The sequence below is a fragment of the Sporosarcina sp. Y352 genome (assembly GCF_056786535.1).
The window spans coordinates 133096-155672 of sequence record NZ_JBXCJE010000001.1; the positions used below are offsets into that span (position 1 = coordinate 133096).

22 protein-coding genes, 1 riboswitch and 1 other annotated feature are annotated in these 22577 nt (G+C 41.9%); of the genes, 3 read left to right on the plus strand and 19 right to left on the minus strand.

What is annotated here, in order from left to right:
- Position 1 precedes the first annotated feature (1 nt).
- Positions 2–181: riboswitch (Lysine riboswitch) on the minus strand.
- A gap of 48 nt (positions 182–229) precedes the next feature.
- The 12 genes from uvrC to zapA form a co-directional block, all read right to left on the minus strand.
- A complete protein-coding gene (gene uvrC, locus AC1TO6_RS00800) occupies positions 230–2023 on the minus strand; it encodes an excinuclease ABC subunit UvrC (RefSeq protein ID WP_482099703.1) in 1794 nt (597 codons plus the stop codon).
- A 221-nt stretch (positions 2024–2244) separates the two neighbouring features.
- Positions 2245–2559 (minus strand): thioredoxin, encoded by a 315-nt coding sequence (gene trxA / locus AC1TO6_RS00805; protein WP_482099704.1) that lies wholly within the window; start codon positions 2557–2559, stop codon positions 2245–2247.
- 124 nt (positions 2560–2683) lie between these two features.
- On the minus strand, positions 2684–3658 hold the full coding sequence (locus tag AC1TO6_RS00810; RefSeq protein WP_482099705.1) for an electron transfer flavoprotein subunit alpha/FixB family protein: 975 nt from the start codon (positions 3656–3658) through the stop codon (positions 2684–2686).
- Between the two features lie 33 nt (positions 3659–3691).
- A complete protein-coding gene (locus tag AC1TO6_RS00815) occupies positions 3692–4465 on the minus strand; it encodes an electron transfer flavoprotein subunit beta/FixA family protein (protein WP_482099706.1) in 774 nt (257 codons plus the stop codon).
- A gap of 25 nt (positions 4466–4490) precedes the next feature.
- Entirely contained in the window at positions 4491–5264 is a 774-nt protein-coding gene (locus AC1TO6_RS00820; RefSeq protein WP_482099707.1) for an enoyl-CoA hydratase, read from the minus strand.
- A 15-nt stretch (positions 5265–5279) separates the two neighbouring features.
- Positions 5280–5861 (minus strand): TetR/AcrR family transcriptional regulator, encoded by a 582-nt coding sequence (locus AC1TO6_RS00825; protein ID WP_482099708.1) that lies wholly within the window; start codon positions 5859–5861, stop codon positions 5280–5282.
- A gap of 87 nt (positions 5862–5948) precedes the next feature.
- A complete protein-coding gene (locus AC1TO6_RS00830) occupies positions 5949–7646 on the minus strand; it encodes a long-chain-fatty-acid--CoA ligase (protein ID WP_482099709.1) in 1698 nt (565 codons plus the stop codon).
- 228 nt (positions 7647–7874) lie between these two features.
- Positions 7875–8288, minus strand: a complete 414-nt coding sequence (locus tag AC1TO6_RS00835) for a DUF350 domain-containing protein (RefSeq protein WP_482099710.1) — start codon at positions 8286–8288, stop codon at positions 7875–7877.
- Positions 8289–8572: 284 nt separating this feature from the next.
- On the minus strand, positions 8573–10882 hold the full coding sequence (locus AC1TO6_RS00840; protein ID WP_482100102.1) for an endonuclease MutS2: 2310 nt from the start codon (positions 10880–10882) through the stop codon (positions 8573–8575).
- A 64-nt stretch (positions 10883–10946) separates the two neighbouring features.
- On the minus strand, positions 10947–12653 hold the full coding sequence (polX, locus tag AC1TO6_RS00845) for a DNA polymerase/3'-5' exonuclease PolX (RefSeq protein ID WP_482099711.1): 1707 nt from the start codon (positions 12651–12653) through the stop codon (positions 10947–10949).
- A gap of 52 nt (positions 12654–12705) precedes the next feature.
- Positions 12706–13245 carry a CvpA family protein gene (locus AC1TO6_RS00850; protein WP_482099712.1) on the minus strand — a complete coding sequence of 180 codons (540 nt, stop codon included), beginning with the start codon at positions 13243–13245 and terminating at the stop codon, positions 12706–12708.
- Positions 13246–13254: 9 nt separating this feature from the next.
- A complete protein-coding gene (gene zapA / locus AC1TO6_RS00855; RefSeq protein WP_482099713.1) occupies positions 13255–13515 on the minus strand; it encodes a cell division protein ZapA in 261 nt (86 codons plus the stop codon).
- Between the two features lie 90 nt (positions 13516–13605).
- Between zapA and rnhC the strand changes: the two genes are divergently transcribed.
- Both rnhC and AC1TO6_RS00865 read left to right on the plus strand, forming a co-directional pair.
- Positions 13606–14547: a ribonuclease HIII gene (gene rnhC / locus AC1TO6_RS00860; protein ID WP_482099714.1), complete on the plus strand. Its 942-nt coding sequence runs from the start codon at positions 13606–13608 to the stop codon at positions 14545–14547.
- 116 nt (positions 14548–14663) lie between these two features.
- Positions 14664–15239 carry a hypothetical protein gene (locus AC1TO6_RS00865; protein ID WP_482099715.1) on the plus strand — a complete coding sequence of 192 codons (576 nt, stop codon included), beginning with the start codon at positions 14664–14666 and terminating at the stop codon, positions 15237–15239.
- A gap of 252 nt (positions 15240–15491) precedes the next feature.
- Here AC1TO6_RS00865 and AC1TO6_RS00870 read toward each other — a convergent pair whose 3' ends face one another.
- From AC1TO6_RS00870 to AC1TO6_RS00900, 7 genes are all read right to left on the minus strand, one after another.
- Entirely contained in the window at positions 15492–15773 is a 282-nt protein-coding gene (locus AC1TO6_RS00870; RefSeq protein WP_482099716.1) for a hypothetical protein, read from the minus strand.
- Positions 15774–15778: 5 nt separating this feature from the next.
- On the minus strand, positions 15779–16156 hold the full coding sequence (locus AC1TO6_RS00875) for a hypothetical protein (protein WP_482099717.1): 378 nt from the start codon (positions 16154–16156) through the stop codon (positions 15779–15781).
- Positions 16157–16234: 78 nt separating this feature from the next.
- Positions 16235–16477, minus strand: a complete 243-nt coding sequence (locus tag AC1TO6_RS00880) for a hypothetical protein (protein WP_482099718.1) — start codon at positions 16475–16477, stop codon at positions 16235–16237.
- 508 nt (positions 16478–16985) lie between these two features.
- Positions 16986–17366, minus strand: a complete 381-nt coding sequence (locus AC1TO6_RS00885; RefSeq protein ID WP_482099719.1) for a hypothetical protein — start codon at positions 17364–17366, stop codon at positions 16986–16988.
- 278 nt (positions 17367–17644) lie between these two features.
- Entirely contained in the window at positions 17645–20056 is a 2412-nt protein-coding gene (gene pheT / locus AC1TO6_RS00890; protein WP_482099720.1) for a phenylalanine--tRNA ligase subunit beta, read from the minus strand.
- 12 nt (positions 20057–20068) lie between these two features.
- Positions 20069–21106, minus strand: a complete 1038-nt coding sequence (gene pheS / locus AC1TO6_RS00895; RefSeq protein ID WP_482099721.1) for a phenylalanine--tRNA ligase subunit alpha — start codon at positions 21104–21106, stop codon at positions 20069–20071.
- A 41-nt stretch (positions 21107–21147) separates the two neighbouring features.
- Positions 21148–21379: a binding site (T-box leader), on the minus strand.
- Positions 21380–21439: 60 nt separating this feature from the next.
- Complete coding sequence (locus AC1TO6_RS00900; RefSeq protein WP_482099722.1) at positions 21440–22204, minus strand: TrmH family RNA methyltransferase; 765 nt, start codon at positions 22202–22204, stop codon at positions 21440–21442.
- Positions 22205–22295: 91 nt separating this feature from the next.
- Here AC1TO6_RS00900 and sspI point away from each other — a divergent pair, with 91 nt between their 5' ends.
- Positions 22296–22508, plus strand: coding sequence for a small acid-soluble spore protein SspI (sspI, locus tag AC1TO6_RS00905; protein ID WP_482099723.1), 213 nt, complete (start codon positions 22296–22298; stop codon positions 22506–22508).
- Positions 22509–22577 lie beyond the last annotated feature (69 nt).

A 22577-nucleotide genomic window follows, 5' to 3' on the forward strand; every position in this document is an offset into this window, starting at 1 on the left:
CCATCCAGATAGCCCTCCAGGTATTTCCATACCTGACAAATTTCCACTTATTCAATGGAAATCCAGCATGACAATCGTGACAGACGATTCATCCGCTTCGGCGAATACCCCTTTCAATCCCTTTCATTAGGCTGCCGCCTTCCGTGGATCTACTATTGGTTACCGCACCTCTATCTTCACTACATATAAATGTATTAGTGAAAAAATTCATTGGTTTCACCTTACCATATTACTTTTTTTCCCGCAATGCCATCTCGCGAAAATGCGCTTCAACTGATTTTGCTACACCTGCAGGTAGTCCTGCTTCTTGCAATTGTTCAATCGTAGCTTCGCGAATCTTTTCTACTGATTCAAAATGCCTTAACAGCATCGTTTTCCGTTTTTGCCCAACTCCCGGCAATCCATCCAGTGCTGACGTCAATGAATTCGTTTCGCGGCGTTGTCTGTGGAAAGTGATTGCAAACCGATGCACTTCATCCTGGATTCTTTGCAATAAGTAAAATCCTTCACTCGACCTCTTAAGTGGTATCATTTCAACCGGGTTACCATAAAGGAGTTGTGCTGTTTGGTGCTTCTCATCTTTTGCAAGTCCCGCAATGGGAATGGATAAATTCAACTCATCCTCAATGATTTCCCTAACAGACTCCATATGACCTTTACCCCCATCAACAACAATAAGGTCTGGTAATGGCAAATCATCTTTCAACACACGAATATAACGTCTCCGAACAACTTCACGCATTGCACCATAATCGTCGTGCGCTGCCGCGGTCATCGTTTTATATTTTCTGTAATCTTTACGATTCGGTTTCCCATCAACAAATGAAACCATTGCAGAAACTGCATCAGCGCCATACATATGTGAGTTATCAAATGCTTCAATACGTAAAGGCACTGTGATGTTCATCGCTTTGCCAAGTTCCTCACATGCACCGATTGTCCGCATTTCCTGACGTTCAATGAGATGGAACTTTTCTGACAATGATATCTCTGCATTTTTGACTGCCAATTGGACGAGATCCTTCTTTTTTCCGCGCTGTGGAATGAATACATTGACATCGAGAAGCCTACTGATGATTACATTATCGATTCCTTGTGGCAAAAGTATTTCCTGGGGAATCAAGTGTTGTGATTTTCCATAAAATTGGCCAATGAAAGTCAGCAATTCCTCTTCAGGTTCTTGATAAAGTGGAAAAAGTGACACATCCCGTTCTATCAACTTTCCTTGACGGACAAAAAAGACTTGAACACACATCCAGCCGTGATTGACTGCAAATCCGAAAATATCACGATCCGTGAAATCATTCATGGTCATCGCTTGTTTCTCCATGACCGCTTCAATATTAGCAATCTGATCACGATATTCTTTTGCGCGTTCAAATTCCAGATTTTCCGCTGCAGCAGACATTTTCTCTGTTAATTCTTTTTTTACTTTTTTATAACCGCCGTTTAAAAATCGGCTGATGTCGTCCACCATTTCTTTGTACGTATCAGTACTCACTTCATTGATGCACGGTGCAAGGCATTGGCCAAGGTGGTAATATAAACAAGCTCGGTCCGGCAACGTTAAACATTTTCGATAAGGATAAAGTCGGTCAAGTAATTTTTTTGTTTCCCCAGCGGCAAATGCATTTGGGTATGGACCAAAATACTTTCCTTTGTCTTTTTTGACTTGTCTTGTAATAATTAGTTTCGGATGTCGCTCAGCAGTCAATTTTAAATACGGATACGTTTTATCATCCTTTAGCATGATATTATATTTCGGATCATACTGTTTGATCAGATTCAATTCAAGAACAAGAGCCTCCAGATTTGAAGATGTGACAATGTATTCAAAATCTGTAATTTCCCCAACCAGTCGCTGTGTTTTCCCGTCATGGCTTCCCGTAAAGTAACTGCGCACACGATTTTTCAAAACTTTTGCCTTGCCGACATAGATAATTGTCCCTTGCCTGTCTTTCATTAAATAACAACCCGGCAACTCCGGTAATATAGCCAACTTCTCTGTAATTAGTTCATTCATCTATTTCACCTACCAAAAAAAACCGGGAGCCTTTGAAGGGACCCGGTTATACTTTCAAATATGCCTCAATGTATTTACGCTAAGATATTGATTGGAGTTTCCTCGATTGACTCCATTCAATACCCTCGACATCCGCCAGAGGCTTCAGCTCGAAGAGGAGGAATTATATTCCATCCCTCTCTATCGGTAACTTAGGCGTTGTTGCTGAATTATGTTAATAATTAAGCGTGCTTTGTAATCAATTCTGCAAGTGCTTCTTTCGGTTTGAAACCGACAACTTTATCGACGATTTCTCCGTCTTTGAAAAGAACCAAAGTAGGGATTGACATAATGCCATATTTACCAGCTGTTTCCTGATTGTCGTCTACGTCAACTTTAACAATACTTGCTTTCCCTGTGATTTCGCCGTCTAGTTCTTCAAGTACTGGAGCGATCATTTTACAAGGTCCACACCAAGGTGCCCAAAAGTCTACAAGGACTAATCCTTCTTTAATGTTCTCTTCAAAGTTCTGATCAGTTGCGTGAATAATAGCCATAATATATTTCCTCCTCTTATTAGATAACCTATGATCGTATTATAGCATGCTGCTATATCCCGACCTAAATATATGCTCTGCAAAAAAAGTAAGCGCCCTGCTAATGAGGGCGCTTACTTTTGAATCAGTTCGTTTTAAGCTTTTTGATTTCTTCAATCATCATTGGAATAACCTCAAATAGGTCTCCAACAATACCGTAGTCAGCTACTTTAAAAATATTCGCTTCTGAATCTTTATTGATAGCCACGATTATTTTCGAGTTGGACATGCCCGCCATATGCTGGATTGCACCCGATATTCCTGCAGCGATGTACAGATCCGGTGTAACAACTTTGCCCGTTTGTCCGATTTGTAATGAATAGTCACAGTAGTCAGCGTCACATGCCCCGCGTGAAGCACCGATTGCTCCGCCTAATAGTGATGCAAGTTCTTGCAGTGGTTCAAAGCCTTCTGCACTTTTCACGCCGCGCCCCCCTGCAACAACAACTTTCGCTTCCGAAAGGTCGACGCCATCTGTCGATTTACGGATAACTTCAGAAATGATTGTCCGTAGATTAGCAACCTCAACTGGTACCGCTGTTACTTCGCCAGAACGGTTTGCATCATGCTCTAACGGTGCAATGTTATTTGGGCGAACTGTTATAAACAATAATCCATCTTTATTTTTCACTTTTTCGAATGCTTTACCGGAGAAGATAGGACGGATAAATACTGCCGCATCGCCTTCTCCTTCAATAGCAGTTACATCAGAAATCAAACCCGATGCTAGTTTACTAGCAATTTTAGGTGAAAGATCTTTTCCAAGAGCCGTATGACCAAAAACAACAGCATCCGGTTTCTCCTGATCATAAACAGCCATGAATGCTTGGCTGAAGCCATCGGAAGTATAAAGCTTCAAATGTGGATGCTCAACAGTGATCACACGGTCCGCTCCGTAATGGATCATTTCTTCCGCTAACGATTGTACTGCATCGCCGAGCAAGAGCCCGACAACTTCTCCGCCTCCGGATACCTTTTTAGCAGCTGCAATCGCCTCAAACGAAACGTTACGCAATGCCCCTTCTCGTGCTTCCCCAAGTACTACTACTTTTTTAAACATCTATAGTCCCTCCTATTACAATTAAAAGTCAGATTAGATTACTTTAGCTTCAGTTTTAAGTAGATTAACAAGTTCTTTCACTTGATCACTCGTATCGCCTTCAAGAATACGTCCAGCAGCTTTTTGCGGTGGAAGATAAATTTCTATTGTTTGTGTTTTAGCTTCCACGTCTTCTTCCTCAAGATCTAGATCATCAAGCTCAAGCTCTTCTAACGGTTTTTTCTTGGCTTTCATGATTCCTGGAAGTGAAGGATAGCGAGGTTCATTTAGACCTTGCTGTGCAGTCACTAAGAGTGGAAGTGACGTTTCAATCGTTTCAGAATCTCCCTCAACATCACGAATGATTTTGACTGAAGTTCCGCTAATTTCAAGGTTCGTGATTGTCGTTACACAGTTGATGCCCAAAAGTTCGGCAACACGCGGACCAACTTGTCCAGAACCACCATCGATTGCAACATTTCCTGCAAGAATCAAATCAGCTTCCTTATCTTTCAAGTACTCAGCGATGATTTTAGCAGATGTAAACTCGTCCATTTCATCTAGATCATCCTCAGTATTGATAAGCACTGCTTTATCAGCACCCATTGCAAGCGCTGTACGAAGTTGTTTTTCAGCGTCTTCTCCACCAATTGTTATAACAGTTACTTCACCATCATTTGCGTCCCGTACTTGGATGGCTTCTTCAATTGCGTATTCATCATAAGGGTTAATGATAAACTCCGCACCGTCTTCGGCAATTTTACCGTTTGAGATTGTAATTTTTTCCTCTGTATCAAATGTCCGTTTAACTAAAACATAAATGTTCATATTGCATACCCCCTCAACTTTTTGGTTATTTCCCTTTAAATACTGGAACTCGTTTTTCTAAGAATGCTTGAATTCCTTCTTTAGCATCTTCAGAGATGAAAACGTTACCAAATGAATCAGCTTCCGCTTTCACACCTTCATAATAAGAAGCTGGTTTTGAATACTGAAGCATCTGAAGTGCAAACTTGACCGCAACAGGACTTTTCTTAGCAATTTTTTTTGCAAGCTCCATTGATTTCGGAAGTAACTCTTCGTCTGTGAAGGCTTGATTGGCAAGTCCAAGTTGTGCTGCTTCTACTCCACTGATAGGATCACTCGTTAACAACATTTCCGCGGCTTTCGGCATGCCGACGTAGCGAGGAAGACGTTGTGTTCCAGCAAACCCAGGAATTAGTCCCAGTTGCAATTCTGGCATTCCAAGTTTTGCACTTTCAGTGACGAATCGAATGTGACAAGCCATTGCCAGTTCAAGCCCACCACCTAATGCTGCCCCATGAATAGCTGCTATAACTGGTTTCGAGAATTGTTCGAGACGTTCAAAAACTTCTTGTCCGCTGGCCGCTAATTTTGAAAATTCTTCACCTGTAGTAACGGATGTAAACTCTTTGATATCCGCACCTGCAGAGAAGAATTTACCTTCCCCATGTAAGACTATGACTCTAACAGATTCGTCGTGCTCCACTTTATCGAGCAATGCATCCACTTCAAGGATAAGTGCTCGTGAAAGCGCATTCGCAGGCGGTCTGTTTATTGTCACTACCGCCACCCCATCGTCAACTAAAACGTTTAGAAACTCCATTTCATCCCATCCTTCTTAAGCTTTCATTCCATTCATAATCAGCCTATGTACTTCGGGTGATAGTTTCATTAAATCATATTTTTGATCATTCATCACCCATGAAGTGATAGTTTCATCAATTGTTCCGAATACCATCTGTCTTGCAAGCCGGACATCAAGACCGGTATTTAGTGCCCCGTTTTCGATTCCCTCTTTCAAAATGGCATCAAGAAGCATTAGATATTCCTTTAAGACTTCATTAATACGGACCCTTAACTCCTTATTAGATTGTCGGAGTTCAAGCTGAGTTACAATTGCAAGGTGACGGTCTTCATGAAGTACACGGAAATGATTATCAATCATCCTGAATAATTTTTCGGATGTGTCGATATCTTGTTTCAAAATAATTTCAACGTAGTTTACGAAAATCGCCATTTTCTCTTTAAAGACGGATATTAGAATATCTTCTTTATTTTTAAAATAGAGATAGATTGTTCCGTCCGCAACGCCAGCTTCTTTCGCAATCTTAGACACTTGCGCTTGGTGATAACCATTTTCAGCGATTACAATAACCGCCGCGTTCACTATTTGTTTATATTTCGGTTTATCTCGTTTCATACTTAATCACCACCAATAGAAAATATGAATGATGATTCATTCATATTTTCATATTAGTCGCTATTTACCTTCGTGTCAAGTATTCCCTTACAGTGGAAGCAATTCCTTCTCAGCCCTCTTTTTCTCTTCATCGACAAGAGCACGGCGTAGTATCTTCCCAACAGCAGTTTTAGGCAGCTCGTTTCGGAATTCATATAGTCGTGGTATTTTAAATGACGCCAAATTTTCCCTACAATACTTATCAAGCTCTTCTTCAGTTACAGTAGCACCTTGTTTTAAAACAATATATGCCTTGACTGTTTCGCCTCTGTATGGATCAGGAATACCAGCAACGACACATTCCTGTACTGCCTCATGTTCATAAAGAATCTCTTCAATTTCTCGTGGGTATATATTAAATCCACTCGCTATGATTATATCTTTTTTTCGATCAACAACATAGAAATAACCTTGGTCATCCATATATCCAAGATCTCCTGTCATGAACCAGCCGTCGCGAAAAGTCTGCTCCGTATCTTCCGGTCTGTTCCAGTATCCCTTCATCACTTGTGGACCTTTAATTGCAATTTCACCAATTTCTCCATTCTTCAAAGGTTCTGTTGAATCTGGGCCGAGTATGCAGGAATCCGTGTCCGGCCAAGGAACACCGACTGATCCTTTCATTCGTTCTTCCGACCATACAAAGTTCGCATGTGATACTGGTGAGGTTTCTGTCAGACCATATCCTTCAACAAGCCTTCCACCGGTTATTTTTTCAAATTTTTCTTGAACTTCGATCGGCAAGGCGGCGGAACCGCTTATACAAGCCTTTATGGAAGATAGGTCGTATTTTTCTAAATCAGGATGGTTCAATAATCCGATGTATATAGTAGGTGCGCCTGGAAAAAGAGTCGGCTTCTGTTTATCAATTGTTTTCAGTGCCGTTTCGAAATCGAATTTAGGTACGAGGACCATTTTATTACCTTGCATCACGGAAAGAATCAGTACAGTTGTCATTCCGTAAACATGGAAGAAAGGCAGGATGCCCATTACTACTTCTTCGCCCTCTTTACATTTATACAACCATGCATCACACATCTTCACATTGGCAATAAGGTTAGCATGTGTTAACATGACACCTTTTGGCGGTCCCGTCGTTCCGCCCGTATATTGTAGCAACGCGATATCCTCATCATAATCAAATGTATAACTGACTGGATCCGGTTTTGCAGATTTCATTATTTCTGTGAATAGATGATTCATGCCACGGTGTTCAACTTTCACTTTGACCCCATGCTCCTTCTTCTGAATAAAAGGATAAATTAAGTTTTTAGGGAACGGTAAGTAATCTTTTATTCCTGTGATGATGACATGCTCAAGTTCTGTTTCCTTAACAATTTTTGAAATTCTCGGGTATAGAATATCGAGTGAAATGATGGCTTTTGCTCCGGAATCCGTCATCTGATAAGCCACTTCACGTTCTGTGTAAAGAGGGTTCGTTTGAACAACAACTGCGCCGATATACAAAATACCATAGTAGGCAATTGCACTTTGCGGGCAGTTTGGTAACATAATTGCCACCCGGTCCCCTTTACTAATTCCAATTGTCGTCAAATAGTTTGCAAACTTCAAAGCCGATTGATGAAACTCTTTAAATGAAATATCTTTGCCTAGAAAATGCATAGCTGTTTTATCAGGATACTTGTTACTGGACCTCGTTAGATATTCCTGTAGAGGAATTCGCTCATAATCGAGTGTCTTTGAAATTTCGGCAGGATATAAATCTAGCCAAGGTTTCGTTGTCATTTTTTAGCCCCCTTCTCTCTTATCTACAGTTCTTTGAATATTCCTAATTTAATTATAGTTGTTAATGTTTCAGGTTACAATTGAAAAATTACATTTACATTAAAAAAGCCTTGACCAGTATAAACTGGTCAAGGTGTATTAGATGTCATCCAGTATATGCCTACTAAAATAAATAAGACACAGACAACAATTAGTATTTTCGATAATCTCTCCATGAATTCACGACTCCTATGAAATACTTGCTCCAATTACGAATGATAACCCTACGGAAATCGTCAAAGATATGAAGCCAACAGAACGATTATCTGCTTCGATTTCCTTATCTATGTTGAATTTGGGTGTTAAGAATTCAAATAATAAATATGCGAATACGAGTAAAATAAAACCGTACAATCCCCATCCAATCATTTGGGGCAATGAATTATGCTGTTCAATCGAATAGCGGAAAATATTTGCAACCCCGAAAATCTTTCCGCCAGTAGCAAGTGCAACAGCAACATTTCCTTTGCGAATTTCTTCCCAGTTGTTATATTTCGTAACGAGCTCAAAAAGAACCATCGAAACGACAAGACAAAGGACAACTACACTGAAGTAGCCTGCTGTTTCTACTAAAGGATGACTCCAAAATCCAGTATTCGTCATAATTTTCGACTCCTTTTAAGTTCGTTCGTTCATTCCTTTACGGATTGGAACGTAAAAGGTTTCAACAATTTCATTTATCCTATAACTTTATCTTCATTCAGCAGAAGACTCTCACCTCCATAGGTGGGAGATGAATGCGGTTTTGTATTCCTGTTCAGCGGGTGTCCAAACGCCCGCTGAACAAAGATAAAGCCTCCGGCGGATGTCACAGATTTTGAAAGGAGTCAATCGAGCAAGCTCGATTCAAAATCTGGACGCAATTACGCCGAGGCGTAATTGATTTTTCATTTCAACTCTACAACAGTAACGCCATGTCCACCCTCGCCTGCTTCGCCGAACCGATACGTTTTAACACGCCTGTGGGTTTTCAAATATTGCTGAATGCCTTGCCTTAATGCACCTGTTCCTTTTCCGTGGATAATAGAAACTTGGTGATAATTAGAAAGGATTGCATCATCTAAATATTTTTCCGTGCGAATGATTGCATCTTCATAACGCTCGCCTCGAAGATCGAGTTCAAGTTTAACGTTTGAATCTCTTCCCTTCACAGAGGTCGATATATAAGATATTTTCTCTTTTTCAGGTTTAACGTACTCGAGACCTGATTGATCAAGCTTCATTTTTAAGATGCCGATTTGGACAATCCATTCATTATCTGAAACCTTATCGATTAGTGTTCCTTTTTGGCCATAGCTCAGCACTTTCACTTCGTCACCTATTTGCAAGGCCCTTGGTGCTGCCTTCGCTTTGATCACTTTCTTGCTTGCTTCCACTGGTGCAGCGCCTTCTAAACGTTTCCGAGCTTCAATTAGTTCGTGATCTTTTATATTGGCACCGACATTTAGACGCATTGCACGTAAATCTGATATAACCGCTTCGCTTTCCCTTTTTGCGTCTTGAACAATTTTTCTCGCTTTGTCTTTGGCCTTTTCTTCCATCCGTTCTTTCATGCTGTCGAATGTGGCAAGTTTTTCTTCCAGTTCACGTTTCAGTCGATCCGTTTCCAAAAGAATTTCATGCGTTTCTTCGGCATCTTTTTCGGATTGGACACGGCTTGTCTCAAGCGACAATATCATTGAATCCACTTCCCCGCGATCTGTACCCGTGAACTTTTTAGCACGTTCTATGACACGGTCTTGCAATCCTAGGCGCTTCGAAATCTCGAACGCATTACTTCGGCCTGGTACTCCTATTAGCAATCGATATGTTGGACTAAGGGTGTCAACATCAAATTCAACGCTAGCATTGGCGACGCCCGGCCGATTATATCCATAAGCCTTCAATTCAGGATAATGGGTTGTAGCCATCACTCTCGCGCCGTGCCCGTGCACTTCATCCAAAATCGAGATGGCAAGTGCCGCCCCTTCCTGTGGATCTGTACCTGAACCGAGCTCGTCAAAAATAATTAGGGAACGGTCATCATATTTTTTTAATATGTCAACAATATTCACCATATGTGATGAGAATGTGCTGAGACTTTGCTCAATTGACTGCTCGTCCCCAATATCTGCATAGACCGAATCGAACACAGCGACCTCAGAGCCATCGAGCGCGGGGATTGGCAAGCCAGCCTGTGCCATGAGCGTACAGAGTCCTACCGTTTTCAACGTGACTGTTTTACCACCTGTATTCGGTCCGGTAATGACAATTGTTGTTATGTCTTTACCGAATTCGATTGTATTCGCTACCGCCTCTTCAATCGACAATAGTGGATGCCTAGCTTTTTTTAGGCGTATATAACCTTTGTTGTTCACTTCAGGTTTCGTACATTTATGAGCAATCCCAAATTTTGCTTTTGCAAGAATGACGTCAATTTCAGACAATATGGCTACTAACGTGAATAAATCATGAGCGACTTCTTGCACTTTAGCAGACAACTCTATTAGAATCTTCTCTATTTCTTCCTGTTCTTGCAGTTTCAGTCTTCTAATTTCGTTATTTGCCTGCACCACTGCATCCGGCTCGATGAATAATGTTTGGCCGGAAGAAGACATATCATGGATGACGCCACGGTAATGCGAACGGTACTCCGACTTTACAGGAATGACATAACGGTCGTTGCGGATTGTGACAATTGCGTCCGATAACATTTTTGCTGCATTTTTGCCCCGCGTATAACTCTCTAGTTTCTCGCGCACGCGACCTTCCTGGATTCGCAAGCCTTGCCGAATGGTACGAAGCGACCCCGATGCACTATCTACCACATGCGCATTGTCATCGATGCATGCATTGATTTCATGTTCCAATCCTGTCAATACAGGAATGGCTTCTTTTTTCGCAATAAAATGCGGGATTTCAATATCTTCGTCCGCCACAATCGCTTCGATGAATTGCCGTAGATTCCGGCTTGCACGAATTGTGTTAGCCGTTTCCATTAGTTCAAATGCACTCAGCATGCCGCCCATTTGCGCACGTTTGGCATGGGGTCTAATATCACTAATTCCCCCCATCGGCACATTGCCACGAACTCTAAGTATCGATAACCCTTCGTCCGTTTCCTCAAGTAACTTTACAACTTCGTCAAAATCGCTTACGGGTACTAATTTTTCCATATAAGAACGACCGGCAAATGACGTGCAATGGGTTGCTGCCATATCTCGGATTTTATCGAACTCAAGTGTTTTTAAGACACGGTTTTCCAATGTCTTACACTTCCTTTCACTTCCGCACTATCTCACGGATAAATTTATCAAGTGGCCAAGTATTAACGACCGTTTCTTTTTTCAGCCAGGCTTTCTTAGCATAATTCACGCCAGTTTTCATATGACTCAGTTGGTCAATCGCATGTGCGTCCGTATTAATAGCGATATTTACACCCTGTTCCTGCGCCATAATAAGGTGGTCTTTCGCAAGATCAAGACGGTACGGGCTTGCGTTTAACTCAAGTATTTTACCATATTCTTTCGCCCAACGAATGAGTTGCGGCACATCAGGATTATACCCTTCTCGTTGTCCAATAATTCGACCCGTCGGATGTGCAATCATATCGACATGCGGATTTTTAATCGCCGCGTGAAGCCGTTCCATTATCACATCCTGCGATTGACTGAAGTTGGAATGAATGGACGCGATTACAAAATCAAGTTCACTGAGGAGATCATCATCAAAATCGAGCGTTGCGTCAGGAAGGATGTCCATTTCCGTTCCACAAAATATTTCGATATCATCGTATTCTTTATTTAACGTACGAATTTCTGCGATTTGCTCACGCAGTCGTTCTGGTGTGAGACCGTTCGCAACTTTCAAGTACTGCGTATGATCTGTGATGACCATATAGGCATAGCCTTTAGTCCGGCATGCCTCAACCATTTCACGAATCGAGTATGCGCCATCTGACCAAGTCGTATGCATATGAAGGTCTGAACGGATATCCTCTAGTGCCACTAGCCCTGCAAGTTCATCGACACGATCGATTTCGCTGCCATTTCTGCGGACCGCAGGTGGAATGAATGGCAATCCGAAGTGGGCGAAAAACTGTTCCTCTGAATTGAACGTCTCAACGGAACCGTCCTCATTCTCCACTCCGTATTCACTTATTTTCATGCCCTTGGATTTTGCAAGTTGTCGCATCCGGACATTATGATCTTTCGAGCCTGTGAAATGATGGATAGCACTTGCGAACTGTTCCGCCTTTACGAAGCGGAAATCGGCGTCAATCGCTTCTTCCAAGTCGAGTGTCACAGACAGTTTTGCATCACCTGCCGCAATCGTCGACAGAAGCGGCAAAGTTGCAAGTAGTTTTTCCCGTACAATTGCTGGTTCATCCGTCACGAGGATGAAGTCCACATCACTGCTTTCTTCTTCCGTTCGGCGGTAACTCCCAGCGACAGAAAAGTGGCTGATTTCCGGAATCAGATGCAGTTCTGATTCAACGAACGCAACGATTTTTTCCATCTGCCAAATCGGGAATTTCCCTTGCCTAGTCCCTAGAATTTCAATTTCATTCAAAAAATTCTCTTCGGTCTTTTTACCGAAACCAGGAACTTTGCTGACTTCTCCCGCAACGCATGCCGCACGTAGCGATTCAATTGAATCGATGCCGATTGCCTCACGCAGTTTGGAGATTTTTTTTCCGCCGAGTCCCGGAATTTTCAACATTGGGATGAGCCCTTTTGGCACCGCTTCTTCCATTTCCTTTAGAAGGTCGGATTCCCCTTTTTCCAACAAATCGGTAATGACAGCACCTGTCCCTTTTCCGATTCCTTTCAGCTTTAAAATATCATCCATATCGGTTAAGCTGCGTGGATCCAGTTCAAGTACGTTGGCCGCTTTTCTGAATGCGGATACTTTGAAATGGTTTTCCCCCAGCAATTCCATATATAATGCAATTTTTTCTAATGTGCGGATAATCGTTTTCTTATTCAATAACAACACTTCCTTTCTAGAAAAAAGCTCCCCTCCAAAAAGGGGGAAGCCGTTAACTTGTATAGATATACCACCATTTTTTCACAGTCTCTGATAATAGCGGCGTGTGTTCAAACATTGTTTTTGCAAGCAATGAATTACTCAACATGTCTTGGATAAAATCTATCGGTAACATGGCCAGCAAATAGAGAACTAGGAATATTAGTATATAAAACTCGATGAATCCAAATAATGCCCCAGTGATACGCGCTAAAAAACCAAGGACAGGTAAATACGTCAGGAAATCAAACATGGACGCAATGAGCTGAAAAACGAATTTGACGACAAAAAATATCAAAACGAATGCCAGTAAGCGATAAAATGTCCCATCAAGATCAAGCTTGTCGACTGTCATGGACAATTTCGAACCAGCTGTAACACCTGGATATGGAATCCAGAGAACAAATTTTTCCGCGAGTTGCTTATAATACGTATAAGCGACAACGAGTGCGATTATGAATCCTGTCATATGTATGATTTGTACGATAAGTCCTCGTCTGAATCCAGTGACAAGCCCCCCGAACAGGAGGATAATAATTAGTAAATCTAGCATGTAATACCGTCAACCCTTCAACTTTTTCAATTCTTCTTCTAATTGTTCAATTTGTATATTTAATTTAAGATTATCATGTACACTATTAACGGCGGTTAACACAGCGATTTTCGTACTGTCGAGGTAGGGATTATGGGCACTGATTTCCCTCATCCGTTCATCGACCAGCGAAGCGACCAGCCGCATATGAGTACTTGTCTCGGTACCGACCATTTTATAGGTCTGTCCGTATATATCTACTGCTATGCGCGTCTTCTGTTCGTCTGCCAATGATACCACCTCCTACGTAAAAACCCTGTTATCAATCATACCACGAAATTGTTTTGGTTGTGAAATAAGTCGACGAAAGGATGTAATAAATTGAGTAATCAAGTCATTATTGTAAATGATCAAGTAATGAAGAAAGTAATAAGTCATTATACCGCGTCCAAAATCATTCGCAATGCCCCAGGCGTCGTTTTTGCCGCAAAGCTGCCGGATACTTCTATCACTGCCTATAAATCTGGTAAAGTGCTGTTCCAAGGCGCAGGGTCTGAACGGGAGGCGGCGCGCTGGGGTACAGCTGAAGGTAAAGCAGGCTCAGTGGCGGTGAAAACAAAAGGAGATTCTCTGCCCGATCGCTTGGCAGAACTATCAGTACTCGGATCGGATGAAACTGGAACGGGTGATTTCTTCGGACCTGTCACGGTTGCGGCTTGTTTCGTCCGTGCCGATCAAGTCGAATTGGTACGCGAACTCGGAGTGAAAGATTCAAAAATGCTAACGGATGACCTTATGCGGAAAATCGCCCCTGATTTGCAGGTAGCGCTTCTCCATAGTGTATTGACACTTGATAACGCGAAATACAATGAAGTGCAAGCAAGTGGCTGGTCCCAAGGGAAGATTAAAGCCCTCCTCCATAATCAAGCGCTTAAGCATGTTCTTCGAAAAATGGATGGCGAGAAACCCGATTATATTTTGATTGACCAATTCGCTGAACGCGGCATTTATTATAATCATATTAAAGCGGAGTCTGAAATTGTGAGAGAGAATGTGCTGTTTTCTACGAAAGCGGAAGGTCTTCATATGTCAGTAGCAGCCGCGTCTATTATTGCGCGTGTTGCTTTTTTAGAAGAGATGGATCGGCTGAGTGGTATTGCGGGTATGACAATTCCAAAAGGCGCAGGACCAAAAGTGGACGAAGTGGCCGCCAAGATTTTATTGAACAGCGGTGAAGATACATTGAAATCGTTGACAAAGTGGCATTTTGCGAATGCGGGGAAAGCAAAGGCTCTCGCGGCTAGGAAAAATCGTAAAAAATAACAACTAAATTCGGTGCCTCATATTGCCATTTAACCGTCTCTAATCTTAATAGAGGTAAACACAAAAAATGTTACTTTATCGCTCTTCTTCCGTTCTAATTGATAGAGGTGATTGTTGTGAGAAGATTCGTTTTTTTATTCGTTTTTATTTCTATCCTTACTGCATGCGGTACTGCTGAAAAAAATGATGCCAACCATCAACCCCGTCCAACGGAACCGCTGCCACCAGCGGAAACCCAAGTGGTAAAAGGTGATTTCATTTATCGCTTGTTCACAGAAAAAGACGTGTATGACATTTTTGGCGATACTGCAATATTTGCCGAATTAACATATATCGGCGATCAAGCCTCCATCGACATTTCCCATGCCGCTTCTCCCTTCTATTTCCCATTGGAAGAAAGGACACGGGGAATCAGTATCGATTACCCGATGAATGAACCGTTAATTGTGACGACATTAAAAAAAGACGAACCATTGCGCGCGAGATACTCATTTGCCGGAGGGTATAGTGGTAATGATGATGAAAAGATTATAGAATTCATACAGACACTTATTAATGAGGGATTTCCTAAAGGTGAGTATATCATCCATGGTTCCGCCGAATTCAACATTGAGCTTGGCACGATTGATGTGGAACCATTTAAGTTAGAAGCCGAAATCGGATTTATAGTCACGAAAGGCGTCAATGAATGAACATGAACCGCATATTCTGAGCTCCCCCCGAAAAGCAGACACTTTTTGAAAAGTCTTGTATTCGGGGATTTTCTATGTAATTATATAGGTCCTGTTTATATTTAAGATATAGTAATGATCGATAAACTAATATAAAAACAAGCCTTTCACTTCATCCACTTGTTAATCACTCAATTTATGCCCTTCCAGTGCGCAAACATAAACAGTGTAATTGACAAGCACCATCTATAATCAAAGCTTTATATTTTTAAATCATCTCCATCCCCAGTTAATATCCCCATCAGGATAAACTGCAGGTATGTATATATTCTTTTTTCTATTTTCATTATCAATAATAAACCAATTGCTATCATCTAACCATTCTTCACTAAAACCCTCTTCTGCGAACTCGTTTTCTTCGTCAACAATCTCCTCGCAAAAAGCCTTGAATTTCTCCATGTTCTTATTAGGTATGATCTTTCCATTTACCCACATCCCTTCAACAATAATATTTTCTAGTTCCCCTAAACATTCGTTTAAAAAGAAAAGCTTCAAAATTCTCACTCCTTAGACGAAATCTTAATGTATTGGCTAGGAACCTCCGCTTTAATCAAATACTCATTATCCCTTTTAGTCCAGTCAATAGCTCTTTTCTTCAAAAAATCAGAGGAAATAACATCTCTTTCTATTATTTTCAGAATTTGCTTTGGAGAAAGTATAACAACATCCTTTACTTTTCTAGACTGTATATCTTTCCTTACAGCAGAAATATCCAATTCAATTGCATTTTCTCCATAATTCCCAATCACATTTTTGTTATTAGTAATACTAGTATATGGACTATTAGACTTAGCTCTTTTTCTATAACCTCCAAGTATATGTACTGTAACAGTCACTTGGCGACCTTTATATAAACCATCCTTACTAGCTGGAACCAAATCACCTAAACTTGATACATGAGGCTTACCAATTCCATTTGGTCTTGTTGGAGAGTGAAGTAAGCTCTCACCTCTGTATTAATTATTGTTTTTGTTATCAGATGCATTATCTATACCCTTTGCCTTCGAAATATCATGTACCATACCTAGTCCTTTGGCAGGTTTAATGAAAGTGAAAGCTGCAGCTTCCATTCTCTGGTTTACTGTCGCATCTGCACTTAGCATAGCTCCAATATCTTCCGTGTAGAAATCAAACGCTGCCGCTGCGTACGAAGTGCCAATTCCGTCTACAGCGTATTTTTTGAAGACAAGGCCGCCCAATGACCTGCTAGGAAATGGATGTCAGTGAGTCCATTCGTGAATAACCCTTCGATAATAAAAATCAGGCTACCTGACCCAAAAAAACTTGAGGTCAGGTAGCCTAAAGATGGTGTTTCTTACGTTTAGTCAAGTGTTTTATTTCTGCTTCAAATCGCTTTGTCAGTCTACAGTGCTGTTTTATTATTATCTCTCAGTTTCCCCGAACGAGCATTCCATTGTAGATATACTTCTTTTAATTGAGATTCTTTCTGCTTCACAAGTCTTTGATCGATTTGAGATTTTATTTGTTGCTGCTCATGATCTGCCATTTGCTGTATCATGATATGACTGTCAGTCAGCATCTAATAGTGTTGTAAATGATGTGAAAAAGTATTCGTAGTCCGAGAAACTACTTGTACCAATTAGTACGTTAATAATAATTAACCTGACTACTATCGCACGTACAGGTTCACAAAGTATAACCTCATGGTTTGCGTTTTTGTTTTGTGAATCAACCTATTATTTCATACTATTTTTGTAAGAATTCAATACTAATTCTATCAACTTTCATTTCAACAAATTTACCAAATAAATTAGAATAATTCATGAAATACTCATCTTCATCTGAAATAATTATTCCAACATCTATTGAGGTCTCATGTAAAAGTCCTCGGATGTAGTATTGATAACCCTTACAAATTTGCTCCAACTCTTTCTTATCTCCATTTATTTCCTCAATAATAAATTCATCTAAAATCGTAAACCCTAGTGAAACGGGATAAATTTGCCCAACCTCAATTTTATAAGGACATACAAATGAAAAACCTGTAAATTGAACCCCTCCAATTTCAAGGCATACTTCCTCTTCAATAAGTGGATTTAACCTTTTAACCATTGCTAAATACTTCATTCCTAGCCCCTCACTTTTCACTCTACTGGAGTAATTACTGGGATATTATCACCATTTATTGTTTTCCAGAATTTTTTACCACTTTGTGTATGGTACGTAGTTATTTCACCATTTCTATTTGGCACAGAAGGGATATAGTTCAATCCCTTCTCAAACGACTAATAACCCCAGGGGCTGGCGCCTGAAGTCTAGACACCGCTACAGGTTGAAAATCTTATACTTACCTTTAAAAAATAGCGGCACACAGAATCGAAATTCTGTGTACCGCTTTTGTTTATTTATCCGCGAAGCAAAGCTCCTGCTTCTGTTGTTAATGCGTTCAACACTTTGTCGTGCGCTTTGACGACTTCTTCGTCCGTCAATGTGCGCTCGGAATCAGAATATGTCAGCGAAAATGCAAGTGACTTCTTACCATCTTCAACATTATCCCCTTCATACAAGTCGAACAATCTGATGTCTTTCAACAATTTACCGCCAGCACTTTGAATAACGTTTTCAAGCGTACCTGCTGATGTATCGCTCGAAACGACTAGCGCGATGTCTCTTGAACTCGATGGGAAACGTGGAACCGGAACATATAGCAATTCATCCGTTTCGATAGAAAGGATTTTAGCAAGGTTCATTTCCATGACATATGTGTTTTTCAAATCGCGTTTTTTCTGTTCCGTAGGATGGATTTGACCGATCAAACCAATCCGTTCGCCGTTATAGAAAATATTTGCTGTCCTCCCAGGATGCATCCCGTCAAGAATGGTTTGTTTGAATAACAGACCTTCAGATAGACCTAGACTGTCCATCATGCCTTCGACAATCCCTTTCAGGACGAAGAAGTCTACCGGTTTTGTTTCAGCTTGCCATGCATGGTCGACCCACTTGCCAGTTATAACAGCTGCAACATGTTCCACTTCCTGCGGAAGGCCATCTTCTTCTTCTCCAAGGAAAACCGATCCCGTTTCATAAAGTGCCACCGAATCCATACGGCGTGCAACGTTATAAGTCGCTGCCTCTAGAAGATGAGGAATGAGGCTTTGACGAAGTATACTGCGATCTTCACTCATCGGCATCAGAAGCTCTGTAACAGGTGCTGTTTCAAGCGCGTAGCTTTGTGCCTGTTCCTTAGATGTCAATGAATACGTCAGCGCCTGGTAGAGTCCTGCGCCTTCAAGGAACGCTCTAACTGTACGACGTTTCGCCTGATATGGTGTCAAGCCACCCGGCGTCGATTCCGTCACAGGAAGCGTCATCGGAATCAAGTCATAGCCGTACATCCGAGCAATTTCTTCGATAATATCTTCTTCAATACGCAGATCCTGCCTACGAGTCGGCGCATCGATAAGTAGTTTGCCGTTCACCGCTTCTGTCGGGATTTGCAGTCTTTCCAGAATCGCCAACATTTCTTCCAGAGGTATTTTCATACCTAGACGGTTGTTAATATAATCCGGAGAAACAACAATTCGTACAGGCGTTTTTTCGAGTTCATCGATAATAACGGACCCTTCTAGCACTTCGCCGCCCGCAATTTCAGACATTAATTGCGCGGCGCGTTCTGCTGCGGCTGTTACTCGATTCGGATCGACTCCTTTTTCAAAGCGCGTACTTGCGTCACTGCGAAGCCCAAGCTCTCTCGACGTACGGCGGACAGATCCCGGTGCGAAGTAAGCCGACTCGATGACAACAGTTGTCGTTCCGTCATGCACTTCAGTATTTAGCCCGCCCATTACGCCGGCAAGCGCCACTGGTTCTTTACCATTTGTAATGACAAGTTGGTGCGCTTCAAGCGTCCGTTCAGTATTATCCAATGTCGTGAATTTCTCGCCTTGCTCTGCAAGTCGGACAGCGATTTCTCCTGTTCCAAGACGATCGTAATCAAAAGCATGAAGCGGCTGGCCGTATTCCATTAGCACAAAGTTCGTAATGTCGACAACGTTATTATGTGGACGTACGCCTGCAGCCATCAAGCGATTTTGTAGCCATAACGGTGATTCTGCAACCTTGACGTTTTTTACAACTTTCGCGACGTACATCGGATTGTCTTCTTTTGCATCAATGCGCAATTTCAGCACATCTTCCGCTTTTTCATTTGAAGTCGTGTAGTTAATTTCAGGAAGCTGAATTCCTTGTGATAAAATCGCGCCAACTTCATAGGCAACACCAATCATGCTAAGTGCGTCCGAGCGATTTGGCGTCAAATCGAATTCAAGTACTTGATCATCAAGACCAAGTAGTGACAGTGCTGATTCTCCAGGTACTGCCGATTCAGGGAGTACGTAAATACCTTCTGCATAGGCTTTCGGTACAAGCTTCCCTTCAATTGCAAGTTCTTGAAGCGAACAGATCATACCGTTCGATTCTTCACCGCGTAGTTTCGCTTTTTTAATTTTCATGCCGCCTGGCAGTACAGCGCCCGGGCGTGCAACAATTACTTTTTGTCCTTCTGCAACGTTCGGTGCGCCACAAATGATTTGTGTTGTTTCTTCCCCAACGTCCACTTGGCAGATGCGCAATTTGTCCGCTTCCGGATGCTTCACACATTCTTTAACATATCCAACGACAACGTTCGTCATTCCGTGTGAACGATCGATGATTGAATCGACTTCAATGCCGGAGCGTGTAATTTTCTCCGCAAGATCCGCAACAGCAATACCCTCTATATTTACATACTCACTCAACCATTTTGTAGATACTAACATATCAATTCCTCCTTAAGCTTCCGTCCGGTGGAATTGCGATACAAACCGCACGTCATTCGTATAGAAATGACGGATATCTTCCACACCATATTTCAACATTGCAATTCGTTCAGGTCCCATACCGAAAGCGAAACCTGAAACGACAGCCGGATCATAACCAGCCATTTTCAGCACGTTCGGGTGTACCATTCCGGCACCCAAAATTTCGATCCAGCCCGTTTTTTTACAAACGTTACAGCCATCTCCGCCGCATTTGAAACAAGAAATGTCCATTTCAACAGATGGTTCCGTGAATGGGAAGAAGCTTGGACGGAGACGAATTTCACGCTCATCGCCAAACATTTTCTTCGCAAATAAAGAAAGGGTTCCTTTCAAGTCGCTCATCCGGATATCTTCTCCGATGACAAGCCCTTCGATTTGTGTGAACTGATGTGAATGCGTCGCGTCATCACTGTCACGTCGGTACACTTTACCCGGGCAGATGATTTTAATCGGTGCGCCGCCTTTTGCTTCCATCGTGCGAGCCTGTACAGGTGACGTATGTGTACGAAGAAGTATATCTTCGGATATGTAGAACGAGTCTTGCATATCGCGTGCAGGGTGGCCTTTTGGCAAGTTCAGTGCCTCAAAGTTGTAATAATCTTTCTCAACTTCGGGACCTTCGGCGATTTCATAGCCCATGCTAATGAAGAAGTCTTCGATTTCTTCAACTACACGTGTTAGCGGATGGTGATTCCCAGTTCTTGCTGGACGTCCAGGCAATGTGACATCAATTGATTCTTTTTCAAGCTGTTCATTGATTGCCAATTCCTCAAGTTTCACCATACGGTCTTCCAGAACTTCAGTTACCGTTTCGCGGATGACATTGACGAGTGCCCCCATCTTAGGTCGTTCCTCGGCAGGGAGTTTTCCCATCCCTTTCAGTAGATCAGTGATTGGTCCCTTTTTCCCTAAATAGGCAACACGGACTTCGATTAACGCTTTAACATCTGAAGCAGCTTCAATTTTTGCAAGCGCCTCATCTTTCAACAGTTCTAATTGTGCTTCCATTGCGATTCTCCTCTCGAAAATAAAAAAAACCCGCCCCTTATAAAAGGGACGAGGACGATTTCGCGGTACCACCCTGATTATCATACCAAAAAGATATGATCACTCAAATCGGAATAACGGTCCGGCACCGGCTCACCTTTACAGCTTACGCTGGTCCCGGCGGCAGCTCACGGGGTGAACTTCGACACTCATTTACCCATCTGCGCTTTCAGTCAAGGCGCTGACTCCCTTTTGGCTCATGTGTTGTTTACTTTTCCCGATCATCGCTTTTCATTTCTGTTCATAACCAATAGTATACCCGATTATGATTTGTACAGCAACAACATGCAATTTTTACAGTTTGGAGTACGTATAGAGTAAGATTCCAGTCGCAACCGCAACATTTAACGATTCCGCTTTGCCGTACATTGGAATTTTGACTGTGTTGTCCGCCATTGCAAGCAATTCAGGATTGACACCGCTGCCTTCATTTCCAACGATCAATGCAAATTCGGCTTGCGGCCAAATATCGGAGTGATTCACAGCATTTTTTAATCCTGTCCCCAAAACCTGAATGCCCGCTTCCTTCGACTTAGCCGTCCATTCAATAAGATCACCTTTGACGATTGGGATATTGAAATGGGAGCCTTGCGCAGACCGTACTGTTTTCGGATTATATGAATCAGCGGTCCCTACCCCAAGAATAACTGCATCCATTCCAGCAGCGTCTGCCGTTCGTATCATCGTACCGACATTACCTGGATCTTGGACTGCGTCAATTAATAAAAGTTTTTTCCATGCTGTATAGTCCTCTTCAGCGTGCACCGGCTGACGGCAATGTGCATAAATGCCCTGCGACTGTTCCGTCTCAGATATTTCTTTCGCAATCGCTTCTGTTATTTCAACAAGTTTCACATCTTCAATAGACCATCCTTCAGGAATTTCAACACCGTCACGGGTGATTAACGCGAGAATTGTCCCATCACTTTTCAATGCTTCTTCAACGAGATGAAAACCCTCGACAAGGAATTCTTTCGACTGATCGCGTTCTTTTCGTGTTGTAACAAGCTTTTTCCAATGTTTCACAAGTGCGTTTTGTGAGGATTCAATGCGTTTCATATATTCTTTACCGCCTTTTTCTTTTCAGTGTAACAAATGACGGTATAGTTGGCGATATTTGTGTCCAAAATGAGTGTGGGAGGTTGATAAAATGGATTTTCAAATAAGAGATGCGATTACGGCAAACATGACGAATAATACAGCGGATGATATCCGTAACGTTGTGGAAGATGCCATCAAGCGAGGCGAAGAACACCTGTTACCAGGCCTTGGGGTGTTTTTTGAAAAGCTGTGGAATAGTTCAGGTGAACAGGAAAAAACAAAGATGGCCGGAGAACTAGCACAAGTATTTTCGGCAAGTTAAACTTTGTAAAAACTTCGTGTACAACTGTCACCCGCACAATTTTCTAGGATGGCATTTGGATAAACATAA